13 protein-coding genes and 2 pseudogenes are annotated in these 15,835 nt (G+C 71.9%); 9 read left to right on the forward strand and 6 right to left on the reverse strand.

Translation table 11 applies throughout. The annotated features are described in order from the left end of the window. The first annotated feature begins 17 nt into the window (after nt 1-17). Nucleotides 18-983: an ROK family protein gene (locus ABD329_RS03905; protein ID WP_198280540.1), complete on the forward strand. Its 966-nt coding sequence runs from the start codon at nt 18-20 to the stop codon at nt 981-983. On the opposite strand, the gene ABD329_RS03910 is transcribed toward ABD329_RS03905, so the two are convergent. The 5 genes from ABD329_RS03910 to ABD329_RS03930 are packed head-to-tail and all read right to left on the reverse strand — an operon-like array spanning nt 970 to nt 5,978. Beyond that, complete coding sequence (locus tag ABD329_RS03910; protein WP_198280539.1) at nt 970-1,842, reverse strand: ATP-binding cassette domain-containing protein; 873 nt, start codon at nt 1,840-1,842, stop codon at nt 970-972. The two genes, ABD329_RS03905 and ABD329_RS03910, sit on opposite strands and share 14 nt — an antisense overlap. After that, nucleotides 1,839-2,648, reverse strand: a complete 810-nt coding sequence (locus tag ABD329_RS03915; protein ID WP_198280538.1) for an ATP-binding cassette domain-containing protein — start codon at nt 2,646-2,648, stop codon at nt 1,839-1,841. The genes ABD329_RS03910 and ABD329_RS03915 overlap by 4 nt, the downstream gene beginning before the upstream one ends. Continuing rightward, on the reverse strand, nt 2,645-3,481 hold the full coding sequence (locus ABD329_RS03920; protein ID WP_198280537.1) for an ABC transporter permease: 837 nt from the start codon (nt 3,479-3,481) through the stop codon (nt 2,645-2,647). Before ABD329_RS03920 ends, ABD329_RS03915 begins: the two co-directional genes overlap by 4 nt. Further along, nucleotides 3,478-4,452 carry an ABC transporter permease gene (locus ABD329_RS03925; RefSeq protein WP_198280536.1) on the reverse strand — a complete coding sequence of 325 codons (975 nt, stop codon included), beginning with the start codon at nt 4,450-4,452 and terminating at the stop codon, nt 3,478-3,480. The genes ABD329_RS03920 and ABD329_RS03925 overlap by 4 nt, the downstream gene beginning before the upstream one ends. Further along, the gene (locus ABD329_RS03930; protein WP_198280542.1) at nt 4,449-5,978 is read right to left on the reverse strand and encodes an ABC transporter substrate-binding protein; all 1,530 of its coding nucleotides are present in this window, start codon (nt 5,976-5,978) and stop codon (nt 4,449-4,451) included. Before ABD329_RS03930 ends, ABD329_RS03925 begins: the two co-directional genes overlap by 4 nt. A gap of 95 nt (nt 5,979-6,073) precedes the next feature. On the opposite strand from ABD329_RS03930, the gene ABD329_RS03935 reads away from it, so the two are divergent. The 6 genes and pseudogenes from ABD329_RS03935 to ABD329_RS03960 all read left to right on the forward strand — a co-directional run bounded on the left by ABD329_RS03935 (nt 6,074) and on the right by ABD329_RS03960 (nt 13,158). Further along, a complete protein-coding gene (locus tag ABD329_RS03935) occupies nt 6,074-6,907 on the forward strand; it encodes an IclR family transcriptional regulator (RefSeq protein ID WP_344315947.1) in 834 nt (277 codons plus the stop codon). Between the two features lie 143 nt (nt 6,908-7,050). Beyond that, nucleotides 7,051-8,181, forward strand: coding sequence for a serine hydrolase domain-containing protein (locus ABD329_RS03940; RefSeq protein WP_344315963.1), 1,131 nt, complete (start codon nt 7,051-7,053; stop codon nt 8,179-8,181). A 280-nt stretch (nt 8,182-8,461) separates the two neighbouring features. Beyond that, nucleotides 8,462-9,478: pseudogene (locus ABD329_RS03945) on the forward strand (extracellular catalytic domain type 1 short-chain-length polyhydroxyalkanoate depolymerase); the annotation flags it as partial. A gap of 22 nt (nt 9,479-9,500) precedes the next feature. Further along, the gene (locus tag ABD329_RS03950) at nt 9,501-10,949 is read left to right on the forward strand and encodes a 3-hydroxybutyrate oligomer hydrolase family protein (protein WP_198278962.1); all 1,449 of its coding nucleotides are present in this window, start codon (nt 9,501-9,503) and stop codon (nt 10,947-10,949) included. A 123-nt stretch (nt 10,950-11,072) separates the two neighbouring features. Continuing rightward, a pseudogene (locus ABD329_RS03955) lies at nt 11,073-11,452 on the forward strand (hypothetical protein). A 584-nt stretch (nt 11,453-12,036) separates the two neighbouring features. After that, nucleotides 12,037-13,158, forward strand: coding sequence for an LCP family protein (locus ABD329_RS03960; RefSeq protein ID WP_198278957.1), 1,122 nt, complete (start codon nt 12,037-12,039; stop codon nt 13,156-13,158). 112 nt (nt 13,159-13,270) lie between these two features. Here the strand turns inward: ABD329_RS03960 and ABD329_RS03965 are convergent, their stop codons facing one another. Further along, nucleotides 13,271-14,428, reverse strand: coding sequence for an alkaline phosphatase PhoX (locus tag ABD329_RS03965; RefSeq protein WP_198278958.1), 1,158 nt, complete (start codon nt 14,426-14,428; stop codon nt 13,271-13,273). Between the two features lie 213 nt (nt 14,429-14,641). On the opposite strand from ABD329_RS03965, the gene ABD329_RS03970 reads away from it, so the two are divergent. Then, nucleotides 14,642-14,986: a hypothetical protein gene (locus ABD329_RS03970; RefSeq protein WP_198278959.1), complete on the forward strand. Its 345-nt coding sequence runs from the start codon at nt 14,642-14,644 to the stop codon at nt 14,984-14,986. A gap of 20 nt (nt 14,987-15,006) precedes the next feature. Continuing rightward, nucleotides 15,007-15,828 (forward strand): hypothetical protein, encoded by an 822-nt coding sequence (locus ABD329_RS03975; RefSeq protein WP_198278960.1) that lies wholly within the window; start codon nt 15,007-15,009, stop codon nt 15,826-15,828. Nucleotides 15,829-15,835 lie beyond the last annotated feature (7 nt).

Consider the following 15,835-nt stretch of genomic DNA (forward strand, 5'->3'; position numbering starts at 1 on the left):
CGTGGCAGAGTCTGCGCATGGCCGCACTCGCCCCCGACGGCGGACGCCCCCGGCTCCGCCTGGTGCCCGACCTCCCGGTCGCCCCCGCACGCCCGCTGCTGGGCGCGGTGGAGGTGCTGCCCGGACAGGTGCGCGCGGCGCTGGTCGACCACTCCGGAAAGCTGCTGCGGCGCACCGCGGCCGGCTTCGACCCGGCGGCGCGGGAGCCGGCCGGAGTGGACGCGGCGGTGCGGCAGGCCGCGCTGGAGTGCTTCGACGGGTGTGAGCTGACCGGCGTCGGGGTGGCCGCCACCGGCCTCGTGGACCCGGAGCTGGGCACCTTCATCGAGGTCAACGACGCACCGGCGCTGCGCGGCTACCCGGTCGCGGAGGTGCTGCGGCGGGCGCTGGGGGTGCCGGTGTACATCGAGCACCGGGCCCGGCTCCAGGTGCTGGGCGACCGGTGGTTCGGCGTGGGCCGGGGCCTTCGGTCCTTCGCCTCGGTGTCCACCGGCGAGGTGCTGGGCGTCGGAGTCTTCTTCGGCGGCGAGTTGCTGGCCCCGCACGGCGGCCGCAGCGGCGCCCATATGACGGTGCTGGCCGGCGGCGAGCCATGCACCTGCGGGGCGCGCGGCTGCTGGAAGACGGTGGCCACGACGCGCTGGCTGCGGCGGCGGGCACAGGCGGGCGGACTGGGCACCGGAATGACGCTCGAGGCGCTGGTACGGCGCGGGGACGGTGGCCGGCCGGTGGTCGAGGAGTACGCCGACAACCTCGCGCTCGGCCTGGTCAACATCCAGCAGCTCTTCGCGCCCGGTCTGTTCGTGCTGCACGGCGAGGCCGTCGAGGGCGGGGAGGGGTTCCGGGCCCGGGTCGAGGAGCGGCTGCGGCGGGACAGCGGCTGGTCGACCGCCGCCCCGCCGAGGGTGGTGCTGGGGGAGGCGGGCCGGCCGGACGACGTGGCGCTGCTCGGCGGCGCGGGGCTGGTCCTCACCCACCGGTAGTCCCGCCGCCGATCCCGGTCCCCGTCCTGTTCCCGGCCCTGGTCCGGTACGCGTCGGGGCGTGGCACGGCGGCCAGCAGCTCGCGGGTGTACGGGTGCCGGGGCGCGCCCAGCACGGCGGCGGTCTCCCCGCACTCGACCACCCTGCCGCGCCGCAGCACCGCCACCCGGTCGGCGATCCGCTGGACCACGGCGAGGTTGTGCGACACGAACACGTAGGTCAGCCCGTGCTGTCGCTGGAGCTCGGCCAGCAGGTCGAGGACCTGGGACTGGACGGAGACGTCGAGGGCGCTGGTCGGCTCGTCGAGCACCACGAGCCGTGGCGAGGACGCCAGCGCACGGGCGATGGAGACGCGCTGGCGCTGCCCGCCGGAGAACTCGTGCGGGTACCGGTCCTGCGACCGCGCCGACAGCCCGACCGACTCCAGCAGCTCGCCGACCCGCTCGCGCAGCCGCGCCCGGGCGCGCCGTCCGCGGTAGGTGGCGTCATGGGTGACCAGCGGCTCGGCCACGATATCGGTGACTCTCATGCGCGGGTTCATGCTCGAATACGGATCCTGGAGCACGACCTGCATTCCGGCCCGTAGCGCGCGCAGCTCGGCGGGCGACAGTCCGGCGAGGTCGTGGCCCTCGAAGCGGACGGTCCCGGCGGTGGGGTCCAGCAGCCCCAGCAGCAGCCGGGTCAGGGTCGTCTTCCCGGAGCCGGACTCGCCGACGAGGGCGAGGGTCTCGCCGTCCTCGACGGTGAGCGTGACGTTGTCGACGGCGAGGGTGCGGGGGGCTCCGGAACCGGTGAACTCCTTTGACAGGCCGTCGAGTTCGAGCAGTGTCGCGCTCCGGGACGTTTTGGTGGTGGTCATGATGTCGGCTCCAGTCGCGGGGTGGCGCCCAGCAGGTCACGGGTGTACTGCTCGCGGGGCGCGTCGAAGACCTCGGCGACGGGGCCGTGCTCCACGACCCGGCCCGCGTTCATCACCACGACCCGGTCGGCGGTCTCCGCGACCACCCCGAGGTCGTGGGTGACCAGCACCACCGCCATCCCGTGCCGGGCGCGCAGCTCGGCGAGGAGGTCCAGGATCTGCCGCTGCACGGTGACGTCCAGGGCGGTGGTCGGCTCGTCGGCGATGAGCACCCGTGGCCGGCCGACCAACGCCGTCGCGATCATCACGCGCTGACGCAGCCCGCCGGACAACTCGTGCGGGTACTGCCGTGCCCGTAGCTCCGGATCCGGGATGCCGACCTCGTCCAGTGCCCGCACCGCCTCCGCCCGCGCCCCGGCGCGCGAGGCCCCGCGGTGTGTGCGCAGCACCTCGGCCACCTGGTTGCCGACCCGCTGGAGCGGGTCGAGGCTGGTCATCGGGTCCTGGAAGACCATCGCGACGTCATTGCCACGCACCTCGCGCAACCGCTTCTCCGGCAGCGCGAGCAGATCGCGGCCGTCGAGGAGGATCTCGCCACCCGGATAGACGCACGGCGGTTCGGGATTGAGCCGCAGCGCGGCGAGCATGGTGGCCGACTTGCCGCTGCCGGATTCGCCGACGACGGCCAGGGTCTCTCCGGCGTGTGCCACCAGGCTCACGCCGCGCACGGCGTGCACGGGGCCGGTGGCGAGCCGGAAGTCGACGTGCAGATCGCGGATCTCGAGCACGGGAGCAGGTGGGGTCATCGGCGGTACGCCTTCGGGTCCGCGACGTCGCGCAGCGCGTCGCCGGTGATGTTGATGGCCAGGGAGGTGAGCATCAGCGCCAGTCCGGGGAAGACCGCGACCCACCACGAGGTGCCGAGATAGAGCTGGCCGTCGGCGAGCATCGAGCCCCAGGTGACGGTCTCCTTGGGCACACCGAGGCCCAGGTAGCTGAGCGAGGCCTCGGCGACGATGGCCGCCGCGATGTGCAGGGTGGCGATGGTGGCCAGGTGCGGCAGGACGTTGGGGAGCAGGTGTCGGCGCATGATCGTGAGGTCCGTGACGCCGGTCGCCCGGGCCTGGGTCACGTAGTCGCGGGTGCGCAGCGACAACACCTCGGAGCGGACCACGCGGGCGTACGCCACCCAGCCGGTGAAGCCGAGCACCAGGACGACGTTCCACAGCCCGGAGCCGAGGAAGCCGACGATGGCGAGGGCCAGCAGCAGTGAGGGGAAGGCGAGTTGGATGTCGGCGAAGCGCATCAGGATCCGGTCCGGCCATCCGCCGCGGAAGCCGGCGAACAGCCCGCACACCGCCCCCACCACACCCGCGAGGAGCGCCGCCCCGACGCCGACGAGGAGCGAGACCCGGGAGCCGTAGATGACGCGGGACAGCACATCGCGGCCGAGCTGGTCGGTGCCCAGCGGGTGGGCGAGGCTGCCGCCGCCCTCCCAGGCCGGGGGTGTGAGCCGGGCGAGGAGTTGCTGTTTGGCCGGGTCGTCCGGGGCGAGCAGCGGCGAGAAGACGGCGGCGATCACCAGCAGCGCGAGGACGGCGAGGGCGGCCAGGGCGAGCCGGTTGCGTACGACGGTCATGAGTGGGCCCGCACTCTCGGGTCGAGGAGGCTGTAGGAGAGGTCGACCAGCAGGTTGACGATCACGAAGGCGGCGGCGAAGAACAGGACGGCCGCCTGCACCAGCGGGAAGTCCCGGTGCGAGATGGCCTCCACGGTCAGCCGCCCGATGCCCGGCCAGGAGAAGACCTGCTCGGTGAGGATCGCCCCGCCGAGCAGCCCGCCGAACTCCAGGCCGATCACGGTGACGGTCGGCAGCGAGGCGTTGCGCAGCCCGTGCGCGAGGACCACCTTCGCCGGGCCGAGCCCCTTGGCCTTCGCGGTGCGGATGTGGTCCGAGCCGAGGACGTCGATGAGCGAGGAGCGCAGCAGCCGGGCGATGACCGCGATGGAGTAGACGGACAGTGTGACGGCGGGCAGCACCAGGTGCGCGAAGGTGCCGTAGCCGGAGGCCGGAAGCACCTTGAGCCGCACCGAGAAGAGCAGGACCAGCAGGATGCCGACCCAGAACGGCGGGGTGGACTGGCCAAGCAGCACCGCCGTCATCACGCCCGTGTCACCGGCCCGGCCACGGCGCGTCGCGGCGTAGATCCCGGCCGGTATGGCGATGACGAGGCTGAGCACCAGGGCGCCGGCGGCGAGTTCGAGGGTGGCCGGGACGCGGTCGGCGATGACCTGGCTCACCGGTTCGTGGTAGACGAGCGAGTCGCCGAGGTCGAACCGGAGCAGCCCCCACAGGAAGTCGCCGTACTGCGCGATCAGGGGTTGGTCCAGGCCGAGTTGGGAGCGGAGCGTGGCCTCCTGGGCGGCGGTGGCGTCCGGGGGCAGCAGCTGCTTGACCGGGTCGCCGGAGAGCCGTACCAGGAGAAAGGCCAGGGTGGCGGCGGCGAAGAGCACGCCGACGGCCGTGGCGAGGCGGACCAGGACATGGCGGAGGAGGCCGGACTTCGGCTTCGGGACGGTGACCGTCGGCTGGACGGAGGCGGCCGTCATGCCCCCACCTCCGCGCTCTCCATGGCCAGCGAGCCGTTGACGACCGGTGTCCAGCGCACCCGGGTGGTCCGGGCGAGGATGATGTCCTGCTGGTAGAGCGGTACGAACGGGGCCTCGCGCTTGATCAGGCGCTGGAGCGCGGTGAACGCGCGCTGCCGGTCCTCGGGGTCCATGGACAGCTCCTCGGCGTCGATGAGCCGGTCGGCCTCCTTCGACACCCACCGGCTCTGCCGGCGGTCATGACGCACGTTCGACTGCACCATGGACGCGCCGTCGAGCGTCCAGGCGGTGGAGGCGGCGAGGTAGATGGGGCCGAGCGCGTGCCGGTTGTCGGAGGTGAGGCGGGCGGAGAAGGTGCCGGGGTCGAGCAGGTCGACGCGGGCCCGGATGCCGGCGCGGTCGAGCAGGCCCGAGATGGCCTCGGCGACCTGGGCGTCGTCATTGGAGGCGGTGAGCGTGGTGGTGAGGCCGTGCGGGTGGCCGGCCTCGGCGAGCAGCCGCCTGGCGGTGCGTACCGAGCGCCGGAAGGGCTCGACCGACCCGTCGAAGCCGACGACGCCGCGCGGCAGCATCGCGGGCACCTCGCGCGCCTTGCCGTCCAGTACGGCCTTGATGAGCAGCGGCACGTCGACGGCGTGGTTGAGCGCCTGCCGCACGCGGCGGTCGCGCAGCGGTCCGGAGGTGGTGTCGAGGTTGAGGTACGCGGTCCTGACGCCCCGGTGGCTCTCCAGCTCCACGCCCGCGTAGCCGGACAGCTGCCGGGCGGCGTCCGGGGTGAGCCCGGTGACCAGGTCGACCTCGTCGCTCTGCAACGCGGCCAGCGCGGAGGCGGGGTTGGGCAGCGCGCGGAAGACGAGGCGATCGGCTCCGGGGGAGCCGTGGAAGTGGCGGCGGTTGGCGCGCAGCCTCAGCTCGCGATCGCGCCGGAAGGATTGGAAGACGAACGGCCCGGTGCCGACCGGCCGCTTGGCGAAGGCGGCGTCGCCGACGTCGGCGAGGTACTTCGGCGGCACGATCACGCCGCCGAAGAGCGACAGCTTCGCGGGCAGGATCGGGTCGTGCAGCGTGGTGCGCACATCGACGGTGTGGCGGTCGACCACGCGGACCGAGGTCACGTACCGCAGCTCGACGATCGGTGACCGCGTCTTCGGGTCGAGGACCCGCTCGATGGAGAACTTGACGGCATCGGCGTCGAACTCCTCCCCGTTGTGGAAGCGCACGCCTCTCCGGAGGCGGAAGCGCCACACGGTTCTGGAGCGGGGCTCCCAGGAGGTGGCGAGCCGGGCGGCGAGCCGGCCGCGGGCATCCCGGGTGGTGAGGGTGTCGAAGATGTTGATCAGGACGTTCATGGAGACCATGTCGCCCTGCTTGTGCGGATCGAGCGTGGTGGGGTCGGTCGGCTGCGCCACCCGGAGGACGCCGTCGCCGCCCGCGCCCGCGGCCGTTCCGCATCCGGTGAGCGCTGCCGGCGCGGCGATGACCGGGAGTGCGAGACCGCCCAGCCGAAGGGCCTTGCGGCGCGACATTGATGGAGGAGTCACGATCTGCCCTCCGCGTGATGTTCCATTGAACGGTTTGTTCATTCCGGGAGCCGGAACGATGATGCGTTAAGCTAGGCGACATGCCGAAGCCGGTCAATACCTCCGCCTCCCGCCGTGAGGAGCCGCCCGCCGCCGCGACGGGCCCCGTGGACAAGGCACTCGCGGTGCTGGACGCGCTGGTCCAGCCCGATGCCCCGCACCGCCTGGCCGACCTCGCCGCCCGCACGGGACTGCCGAAGCCGACCGTCCACCGCCTGCTGCACACCTTCGCCGAGGCCGGGTACGCGGTCCCGGGCCCCGGCGGCAACTATCAGGCCGGGCCGCGCCTGCTCGGGCTGGCCGCCACGGCCCTGGCCGCCAGCAGCGAACTGCGGCTGGCCCGCCCGGTCCTGGACGATCTGCGGCTGCGCACCGGCCACTTGGCCCACTTCTCGGTACGGGACGGCGACGTGGCGGTGCATGTGACGCAGTCGGAGCCGTCGTCCACGTACCGCATGCCGCTGACCGCGGGCGGCGAAGTCCCGCTGTACTGCTCGGCGGTGGGGTGGGCGATGCTGTCGGCCCTGCCGTCGCCGACGGCGGCGGAGCTGCTGGGCGGCCGGCCGCTCCCGGCCCGTACACCACGGACGGTGCGGGACCCGGGGGCCGTGCTCGCCGCCCTGCCCGCCGTGCGCGAGCGGGGCTACGCGGTCGATGACGAGTACGCGGAGCAGGACGTCCGCGCCATCGCGGCCCCGGTGCTGGGGCCGGGCGACCGGGTCGTGGGCGCTGTCGGCATCGTCGGGCTGACGTTCACGCTGGACGAGGAGAGCGTGGCGGTGCTGGGGCCGATGGTGCGGGCCGCCGCCGGTACGGTGTCGGCGGCGTTGCGCGGCGGGGCGGGGGCGCTGGGGATCGTGCGGGGGCGGGAGTGAGCGGCGTCGCGGACGGCCGGACGCCACGGGGGGCGGAGCGGACGGGAACGGTCTGCCCGTCCCCGGCGGACCGACAGACAGGCCCAGCAGCGGACCGGCCGGCACGGCTTACGGCACTCCTTGCGGCCGGCCGCCGGGCCGGGATCTACTCCGCGGCCGCCTGGTCGGTCGGTACCGCGGCCGGGCGGGAGACCCACGGGCACCTGGGCACACGTCGCTGGGGCGGGGCGGAGCTGAACGGCACCGAGCTGTGGGATCTGGCCTCGGTGACGAAACCGATCGTGGGCCTGGCCGCGCTGCGGCTGGCGGAGACGGGAGCGCTCCGGCTGGACGACACGGTCGGCGCGTATCTGCCGGAGTACCGCCGCGTGCCCGGCAAGGCGGACATCACCGTCACCCAGCTGCTCACCCATACCTCCGGCCTGCCCGGCGGCACCCCGCTCTGGCGCGCGCACTCCGACCGGGACGGACTGCTGGCCGCCCTCCGCGGGCTGCCGCTCCGCGGGGCTCCGGGCACGGTGGTGGAGTACTCCTCCGCGGGCTTCGTCCTGCTCGGCCTGATCCTCGAACGGGCCACCGCGACCGGCCTTGACGAGCTGGTGGCCACTCAGGTGTGCGAGCCGCTCGGGATGCGCGAGACGGTCTTCGCGCCCGGCGCGGCGGCCCGTGACCGCGCGGTCTCCACCGAGCTGTGCACCTGGCGCGGTCGCCTGGTGACCGGCCAGGTGCACGACGAGAACGCGGTGGTGCTCGGCGGGGTCTGCGGCCACGCCGGTCTGTTCGCGCCGCTGACCGACATGGACCGGCTGGGCCGGGCGCTCGCGGCGGGGGGCGACGGTCTGCTGAGCGCGCCCGGCTTCGCCCGTATGACCGCCTGTCATACGGAGGGCCTCCCGCTGCGCCGCTGCCTCGGCTGGCAGGGGCGGGACGCGGTGGGGTCGCCGGTCGGTACGGCGATGGGGCCGTCCTCGTACGGCCACACCGGCTTCACGGGGACGAGCCTGTGGGTGGAGCCGGCGGTGGACGGGCCGGGGGCGGACAGCGTGGGAGCGGACAGGGCGGGAGTGAACGGGTCGGGGGCGGACAGGGCGGGAGCGGACGGCGCGGGAGTGAACGGGTCGGAGACGGACAGGGCGGGAGCGGACGGCGCGCGGGCGGAAGGCCGCTACTACGTCCTCCTCACCAACCGCGTCCACCCCAGCCGTGCTCCCCGCCGCTTCCCGGCGATCCGCCGCGCCTTCCACCACCACGCGGCGGCCCTCACCCGCCCGTGACAGCCACACGGCTCGCCGGTCACATGTGGCGACGCGACACGTCCGAACCGGTGCCCTCGGACGCGGGGCGCTCGGGACGGTCGCGCCGATTAGCAGATCGGTTGTCGACCGCGCAATCCGTGGGATGCCGACGGCGGTGAACCCGCTTGTGGTCCCCCGGGCCATGGTGGCGGGTCGCGCCGGATTCTACGGTTTCGGCCATGTCCGGCGCTTTCGGCGCGCAGTGACGTGCCGACGGCCTCGGGAACACCGGGAGCGCATCAACCGAAGGAGCACTTCCATGCCGGTCCCCCCACGCCACATACCGCCACGGAGCCGGTGGAGCCGCGTCGCGGCCCGGCTCCTCGCCGTCGCCGCCCTCTTACTCGGAGCCGTTCTCGCCGGGCCCGCGCCCACCGCGAACGCTGCGGTCACCCTCACGAAGGTGACCAACTTCGGTTCCAACCCCGGCGCGTTGAACATGTACGTGTACCAGCCGGCGTCGCTGCCCGCGAACGCGCCCGTGGTCGTCGCGCTCCACGGGTGTACGCAGAGCGCCCAGGTCTACGCCGACAACTCGGGGCTGCCCGAGCTCGCGGACCGCGACAAGTTCATCCTGGTGCTCGCGGAGACCACCTTCTCGAACAACCTCAGCAAGTGCTTCAACTGGTTCCAGGCAGGCGACAACCGGCGTGACCAGGGGGAGGCCCTTTCGATCCGGCAGATGGCCGGCCACGCCGTCTCGGCCTACGGCGGGGACTCCAAACGGGTCTACGTCACGGGGCTTTCGGCCGGCGGTGCCATGACCTCGGTCATGCTCGCCACCTACCCCGACGTCTTCTCGGCCGGCGCGGTCGTCGCGGGCCTGCCCTACAACTGCACCAAGAACAACAGCCCTTACCAGTGCATGAACCCCGGGCTCGACCTCAGCCCGGACGAGTGGGCCCAGCGGGTGCGCGAGGCGTACCCGTCGTACGGGGGGCCGTGGCCGCGCACCGCCATCTGGTACGGCGATCGGGACACGACGGTCGTGCCGCGCAACGCCACCGAACTGCGCGACCAGTGGACCGCGTTGCACGGGCTGTCCCAGACGCCCACCCGTACCTCCAGCATCGGTCCCAATGCCACCCGGCACGACGAGTACGTGGCGTCCGACGGCACGGTGGCCGTCGAGGTCAACAAGGTCCCCGGCATCGGCCACGGCACCCCGGTCGACCCCGGCACCGGCGCCGAACAGTGCGGCAGCACCGGCGCCCCGTACTTCCCGGACTCGATCTGCTCCAGCTACTGGATCACCAGGTTCTTCGGCCTCGGCGGCTAGGAGGAAACGGATGTTCCGGATGTTCCCGTCCCGCACCGACCCCGTCCCTCCCCGCGGACGGCCCGGACGACGGCGTGCCGCTCTCGGAGCACTGTCCCTCGCGGGCGCCTGTGCGCTCGTCGTCGCATCGGCCGCGGTGGTGCCCGCGGCCGGTGCGGAGGGGACACCGGGCGGCCGTTGCCACGGATACGCCCTGCCGCACGTACCCGGCGCCGCCCACCAACGGGCCGACTGCCTGCACGAGTTGACCACGGCCGGAACGGTGGCCTCGGGCCACACCGACCCGGCCGACTTCGCGGGGCTCACCCCCGAGGACCTGCCCACACCGAGCGGCGTTCCCGGGATCCAGATCGACGGCTACTTCCCCGACACATCGACCACCAACACCAACCACGGCTGGAACCACGACGCGCAGTTCGTCATCCGGCTGCCCGACCGCTGGAACGGCGGCCTGGTGGTATCCGGCACACCGGCCAACCGCGAGCAGTACGCCAACGACCGTGCCATCTCCGACTGGGTGCTCTCCCGCGGCTACGCCTTCGCCGCCACCGACAAGGGCAACACCGGCCCCGCCTTCTACCGGGACGGCCGCAGACCCGGTGACGCCATCGCCGAGTGGAACGAGCGCGTCACCCAGCTCACCCGCGCCGCCGGAGCCGTCGTCACCCAGCGGTACCACCGGCCCCCCGCCCGCACCCTCGCCACCGGCCTGTCCAACGGCGGCTACCTGGTGCGCTGGCAGCTGGAGAACCACCCCGAGCTGTACGACGGGGGAGTGGACTGGGAGGGCACCCTGTGGCGCGCCGACGGCCCCAACCCGCTCACCTTCCTGCCGCCCGCACTGCGCGCGTACCCGGTGTACGCGGCGGGCGGGGCCGGAGCCGAGGACGCCTGGAAGGCCATGCGCGAGGCCGGCTACCCGGCGGGCTCGGAGTTCCTTTGGCCGTACCACCACAAGGTCTACTGGGACCTGACACAGCGCGTCTACCGCGAGGAGGCCGACCCGGAATTCGACGGAGCCACCGAGGCGGGCACCCCCTACTGCGCCCCGGGCACCCCCGGCTGTGACGCCGACTACGACTACGCCACCCGGCCGCCCGCGGTGCACCGCGCCGTCGACCGCGTCGCACTGACCGGACGCATCGGCAAACCGCTGATCACCCTGCATGGCACGCTCGACGCGTTGCTTCCCATCAGCAGGGACTCGGACGTCTACGCCCGCATGGTGCGCCAGGCCGGCCGGGGCGCGCTGCTGCGCTACTACCGCGTCGAGGACGGCACACACGTCGACTCCCTCGTCGACGCCTTCCCCGACAAGCTCCGCCCGATGGTCCCCTGCCACCGCTCCGCCTTCGAGGCACTGGAACGCTGGCTGGCCGGCAACGGCCGGCCCCCGGCGGACCACACGGTCCGGCGCCCGGCCGACGCGGACCCCGCGACACTGCTCACGAGCTGCCCGCTGGCCTGACGGAGCCGTCAGGGTCAGCGGAAGGCTGCTTGCGGCCGTTGCCGGTCGTCTCGGCCTCGTACTCGGCCTGCTCGAAGAGGAGTGTGGCCGTGACGGTGCGGGCGAGTTTACCCCCATGACCGCATAGCGGAAAGCAGTCAGTACAACAGAGATGGAAATCGCCCATACCCCGCCAACCCTGCCGGCTATTCCGCCGCCAACCAGCGTTGGGCGGGCAATCGAGGGGGTCTGGGCGCAGACAGGACAGCGCTGGTCATTCACACCCTCGCCGACATTGCCGCGGGTTTTCTGGCGTTGTGGATACTGCTGTACATGCTCGACGCGAATCAGGCGAATGTCTTCGTCGACTTCGTGCACGGTGTGGCGGACTGGCTCGCGGGCTGGTCACAGGACATCTTCACGATGGACACGGAATCCGTGAGAGTCTTCTTCAACTACGCACTGCCCGCGGTGATTTACCTGACGATCTGCATGGCGCCGCGGCCTGGGTGCGACGGCTCTGACTCCGCAGGCCCGGCGGTCGGTACCCCTCCTGGTGCCGAGGGGTACCGGCCGCCGCCGTGCTCGGAGGGATGGCGTGGTGACCAGCGGCGATGCCCTGTGCGGACGATGTCGGCACCTGAGGTCGGCTGGGGCCGGGGGAGGGCGCGGGCGGATAGCGAGTACCCGCCCGCGCCACGCACCCTGCTGTCCCTGAACCCGGGGGGACCGGAGATCGACCAGGGAGGACGCGCGCCGATGACCAGTCGGCAGTACCTACAGCGCCGCACCGTAAACGCGTGTTACTCCTGGGCCATTTTCGCCCGGAACCGCCCCGCCCGAGTCCGGCCGAGTAACACGATCCGCGCCCCCGGCGCTGTAGGTAATGGATGCCGTCAGCACCGCTGTGGAGTGGTAGCACACCCAGATAATGTCCGAAATGCAGAGTGGTCGCAGGGCCTCCACATTTGCGGTCACAGCCGATGGCAAATATTGGCTGTGCGCTTTTCGCTGCCCGCCTTGGAGTTGTGTATCAAATTGGAAACACTCCGGGGCGCATCCCCTCCGCCATTCTTTTCAGCCGGGCGAGGAATGCACACTGTCGGGCATGCATCCAAGGACAGACAGCAGAAACCCCGACTACGCGCGCCCTGGCGGACGGGGACACACCGCGCCGGGCGCCGACGGCCCGTACCCACCGGATGACTTCCCGTACGAGGAGCACGGTGATGGGCACCGCGGCAGACCGCACCGCCGCCGTGGCAGGACGGTCATACGTGTCCTGGTCGCCTTGGTCCTGGTTCTGCTGGTCGTCTCGGTGGCAACGTACTTCTGGGCCGACTCCCGGCTGCGCAAGGAAGTCGACCTCGGCAAGGTGGTCGACCGCCCCGGCACGGGGGAGGGCACCAACTATCTGATCGTGGGATCCGACAGCCGCGAGGGCATGTCGGACCAGCAGAAGAAGGACCTGCACACGGGCTCCGCCGACGGCAAGCGCACGGACTCGATGATGATCCTGCACGACGGTGCGTCCGGCCCGACACTCATATCGCTGCCGCGCGACTCGAACGTGACCATCCCGAAGTTCCGCGGCTCCGAGTCCGGGGAGATGAAGGGTCCGCTGGGTGACAACAAGCTGAACGCCGCGTACTCCATCGACGGCCCACAGCTGCTGGTCCGCACCGTCGAGTACAACACCGGCCTGCACATCGACCACTACGCGGAGGTCGGGTTCTCCGGCTTCGCCAACATCGTGGACTCCATCGGCGGCGTCGACATGACCCTCGACAAGGGCTTCAAGGACAAGTGGTCCGGGGCCGACTTCGAAGCGGGCGAGCAGACGCTGAACGGCCGGCAGGCACTCGCGTTCGTCCGCACCCGGCACGCGTTCGCCACCAGCGACCTGGAACGCACCAAGAACCAGCAGAAGTTCCTCTCCGCGCTGGCCGACCAGACCGCGACGCCCGGCACGCTCCTGAACCCCTTCAAGCTCTACCCCACCATGGGAGCCGGACTCGACACCCTCATCGTCGACAAGGACATGAACCCCTACTACCTGGCCAAGATGTTCTTCGCCATGCGGGACGTCACCGGCAGCGACGGCACGTCGCTGAACATGCCGATCTCCGGCAGCGTCGGCGGCAACCTCCAGTGGGACAAGGCCAAGGTCAAACAGCTTGCGCAAGAGCTCAGGAACGACGATCCGGTCACCGTGACCGACACACGGTGATGGGCGATGGGGCAGCGGCCGCTCGATGACTCGATGAGCGGAGTGGCCCGGAGCCGCCGCCGGGCCCTTGCCCGGCTCCGGCTCCGGCTCCGGCTCCGGTGCGCGCGGGCCGTCAGCCGCGGAACGGCCCCGTCACCTCATAGGTGATGCCGCCCGACGAACTGCCGCTGGTGCCGCGCTGGCTGGAGAAGTACAGCCGCCTGCCGTCCGGTGAGAACGCCGGGCCGGTGATCTCCGAGCCCGACTGGCCGTCGACGCGCAGGAACGGGGCCACCACATCGTCCGGGGTGATGACGCAGATCTCCATGTTCCCGCCGTCCTCGGCCACGTACAGATCGCCGGAGGACGCGCCGGTCACGTTGTCCACACCGGTCAGCGGGGCCGTGCCGCCGGTCACCAGCGAATCGTCATAGGCCAGTTCGATCGTCCGGGCGGCCGCGTCGTAACTCCACACCCGGTTGTCGCCCTTGGTGGTGAACCAGCAGGTGTCGTTCGCGTAGTAGCACCCTTCGCCACCGTTGAACCGCTTGGCCCCGGCCACCTGGTTGCGGGTGGCGGTGGCGCCGGTCGGGTCCGGCACGGTCGCCCAGGTGACCGGCCCACTGGTGCCGGAACCGGCGACCATGACCTCCAGCCTGCCGGCGGACAGGTCACCCCATGTCGTCGGCGTGAAACGGTAGAAGCACCCGTCCGTGACGTCCTCGGTCATGTAGACGGTCCGGCGGACGGGATCGGCCGTCGCAGCCTCGTGCTTGAAGCGGCCCATCGCGTCACGCCGCACCGCGGCCTTCACACCCCACGGATCGGTCTCGTACACATAGCCTCGGTCGACCTCCTCACAGGACAGCCAGGTGTTCCACGGGGTCTTGCCCCCGGCGCAGTTCTGCCGGGTACCGGAGAGGACGCGGTACGCGCCCGTGACCGCCCCGGCCGAGGAGAACGCCACCGCGCTCGCCCCGCCGGACGGGTTGATCTCCGAGTTGGAGACATAGATCCAGCCGCTGCCGTCGGCGTAACAGGCCCCGCCGTCCGGTGCGTCGTGCCAGGTGTACGAGGTACCGGCGACCGTCTGCCGCGACCGGGCGATCACCCGGCTGGTGAACCCGGCGGGAAGCCGTACGCCGTTGGCATCCGGCGAACCGAGCGCCCCGTACGGACCGGCGCCCGGCTGCGCCGGTGCGGCGTACGCGGCGCCGCGCCACAGGGTTCCGCCGAGAGCTGCCGAGGAGCCGCCGATGACGGCGGCACGCAGGAGGGTGCGACGTTTCACTCTGGCTCCAAGGGGTGCCGTGACCGTTCCCCGCCGCCGGCCGACGGCGGGGTCCCACGGCCTTGGACCCTAGGGAGGTATCGCATAGGCGGGATTGACGGGGCCTGGACACCACATGACGCGGGCATGGAGCGTCCGGCGGGCCGCCCGGCCGAACGCGGCTCGTCCTCGGTTCCGTGAATCCCCGGGTCATGGCACGGGCATGATGGCCCGGTGCGGGAAGAATTGATAGTGCGGTTACGCGGGACGTGGCAGCAGACCGAACCACCCGACAGGGAGCTGGTCGGTACCGCTCTCGCGCGGTTCGGCGCGGACCTCGTGGAGGTGCTGCCGGTCGAGCCGGGCGACCTCCGAATCCTGATCGTGGTGCCGGAGACGGCCGACCTGATCGCCGTCGGCTCGGCGGTGGCGGGCGTGCTCTCACTGCCGTCGCCCCGGATCACCTTCGAGCGCGCGGTCTCCGAGGTCCGGGGCATCGCCGGGCGCGGCTACTCCTGCTCCTGCGGCGGGGTCGACGGCGATCACACCGCGGAGTGCCCGAGAGCGGTCGGCACATGAGCTGGCGGCCACCCGTCCCGATGGGCTACCTGGACAGTATCCAGGCGGTCGGCGGGTTCGCCGCCCCGCTGCTGGCCGGAGGAAGCTTCACGCTCGCGGTGGTGGCGCTGCAATCGCCCCCGGGCCCGGCCGGCGTCAGCCGATGGCCGAACGCCTCGCTGGCTCTGTTCGTCCTGTCCGGTCTGCTCCAGATCGCGACCATTCAGGCGACGGCATGGTCACGACGCTATATGTGCACCCCGGGCGACCTTCTGGAGTGGTTCCCCGGCGAGGAGACCGACGGGGCTCCCAGCCCGTTCCTGATCGGTATGCAGGACAGCCATCTGCGGCAGGCCCAGCGCTGGGCGAACCTGGCACGCGGCTTCTACCATGCGGGGATCATCGCGCTGCTCGCCGGGCTGTTCGTCATCTGCGTGCCACGAGGGCAGCCGACCGGCGGCCGCTGGACGGTCCTCGCCGTCTGCGCGGCCGGCGTTGTGGGGGAACTCGCCTGGCTGGTCAGGGCCGCCTTTCTCGATCGCGCGATCCGCCGCGACGCCTGGCTCGGCATGGCCGTCCTGCTCGCCATCCTGGTACCGGTGTCCGCGCCCGGCATCTGGCATGGCTGGCCGGTACGCATCGGGGGCGCCGCCTGCCTCCTGCTGTGTCTCGTGCCGCTCATCCTGCGCCGCTCGGTCACCTCGGCCTCGGTCACCTCGGCGCTGAGCCTGATTCTCGGTGTGATCGCCCTGTTCTTCCGTATACCTCAGCCGCTCGTCGTGCTAGCGCTGGTCCCGGCGTTCTCTCTCGAAGCCCACACGTTCGTGGACCTCATCCGCCGTCAGCGCGCTGTGAGCCGGTGACCAGACG

This window comes from Streptomyces javensis, from assembly GCF_039525925.1.
GTDB classification, from domain to species: Bacteria; Actinomycetota; Actinomycetes; order Streptomycetales; family Streptomycetaceae; genus Streptomyces; species Streptomyces asiaticus.

Bases quoted from the DNA above. Each gene is read 5' to 3' on its own strand.
- ABD329_RS03930 (WP_198280542.1), bottom strand. From the start codon at position 5,978: ATGTCGCGCCGCAAGGCCCTTCGGCTGGGCGGTCTCGCACTCCCGGTC.
- ABD329_RS03910 (WP_198280539.1), bottom strand. From the start codon at position 1,842: ATGACCACCACCAAAACGTCCCGGAGCGCGACACTGCTCGAACTCGAC.
- ABD329_RS03920 (WP_198280537.1), bottom strand. From the start codon at position 3,481: ATGACCGTCGTACGCAACCGGCTCGCCCTGGCCGCCCTCGCCGTCCTC.
- ABD329_RS03925 (WP_198280536.1), bottom strand. From the start codon at position 4,452: ATGACGGCCGCCTCCGTCCAGCCGACGGTCACCGTCCCGAAGCCGAAG.
- ABD329_RS03975 (WP_198278960.1), top strand. From the start codon at position 15,007: ATGGGCTACCTGGACAGTATCCAGGCGGTCGGCGGGTTCGCCGCCCCG.
- ABD329_RS03935 (WP_344315947.1), top strand. From the start codon at position 6,074: ATGCCGAAGCCGGTCAATACCTCCGCCTCCCGCCGTGAGGAGCCGCCC.
- ABD329_RS03915 (WP_198280538.1), bottom strand. From the start codon at position 2,648: ATGACCCCACCTGCTCCCGTGCTCGAGATCCGCGATCTGCACGTCGAC.
- ABD329_RS03960 (WP_198278957.1), top strand. From the start codon at position 12,037: ATGCATCCAAGGACAGACAGCAGAAACCCCGACTACGCGCGCCCTGGC.
- ABD329_RS03905 (WP_198280540.1), top strand. From the start codon at position 18: ATGGCCGCACTCGCCCCCGACGGCGGACGCCCCCGGCTCCGCCTGGTG.
- ABD329_RS03950 (WP_198278962.1), top strand. From the start codon at position 9,501: ATGTTCCCGTCCCGCACCGACCCCGTCCCTCCCCGCGGACGGCCCGGA.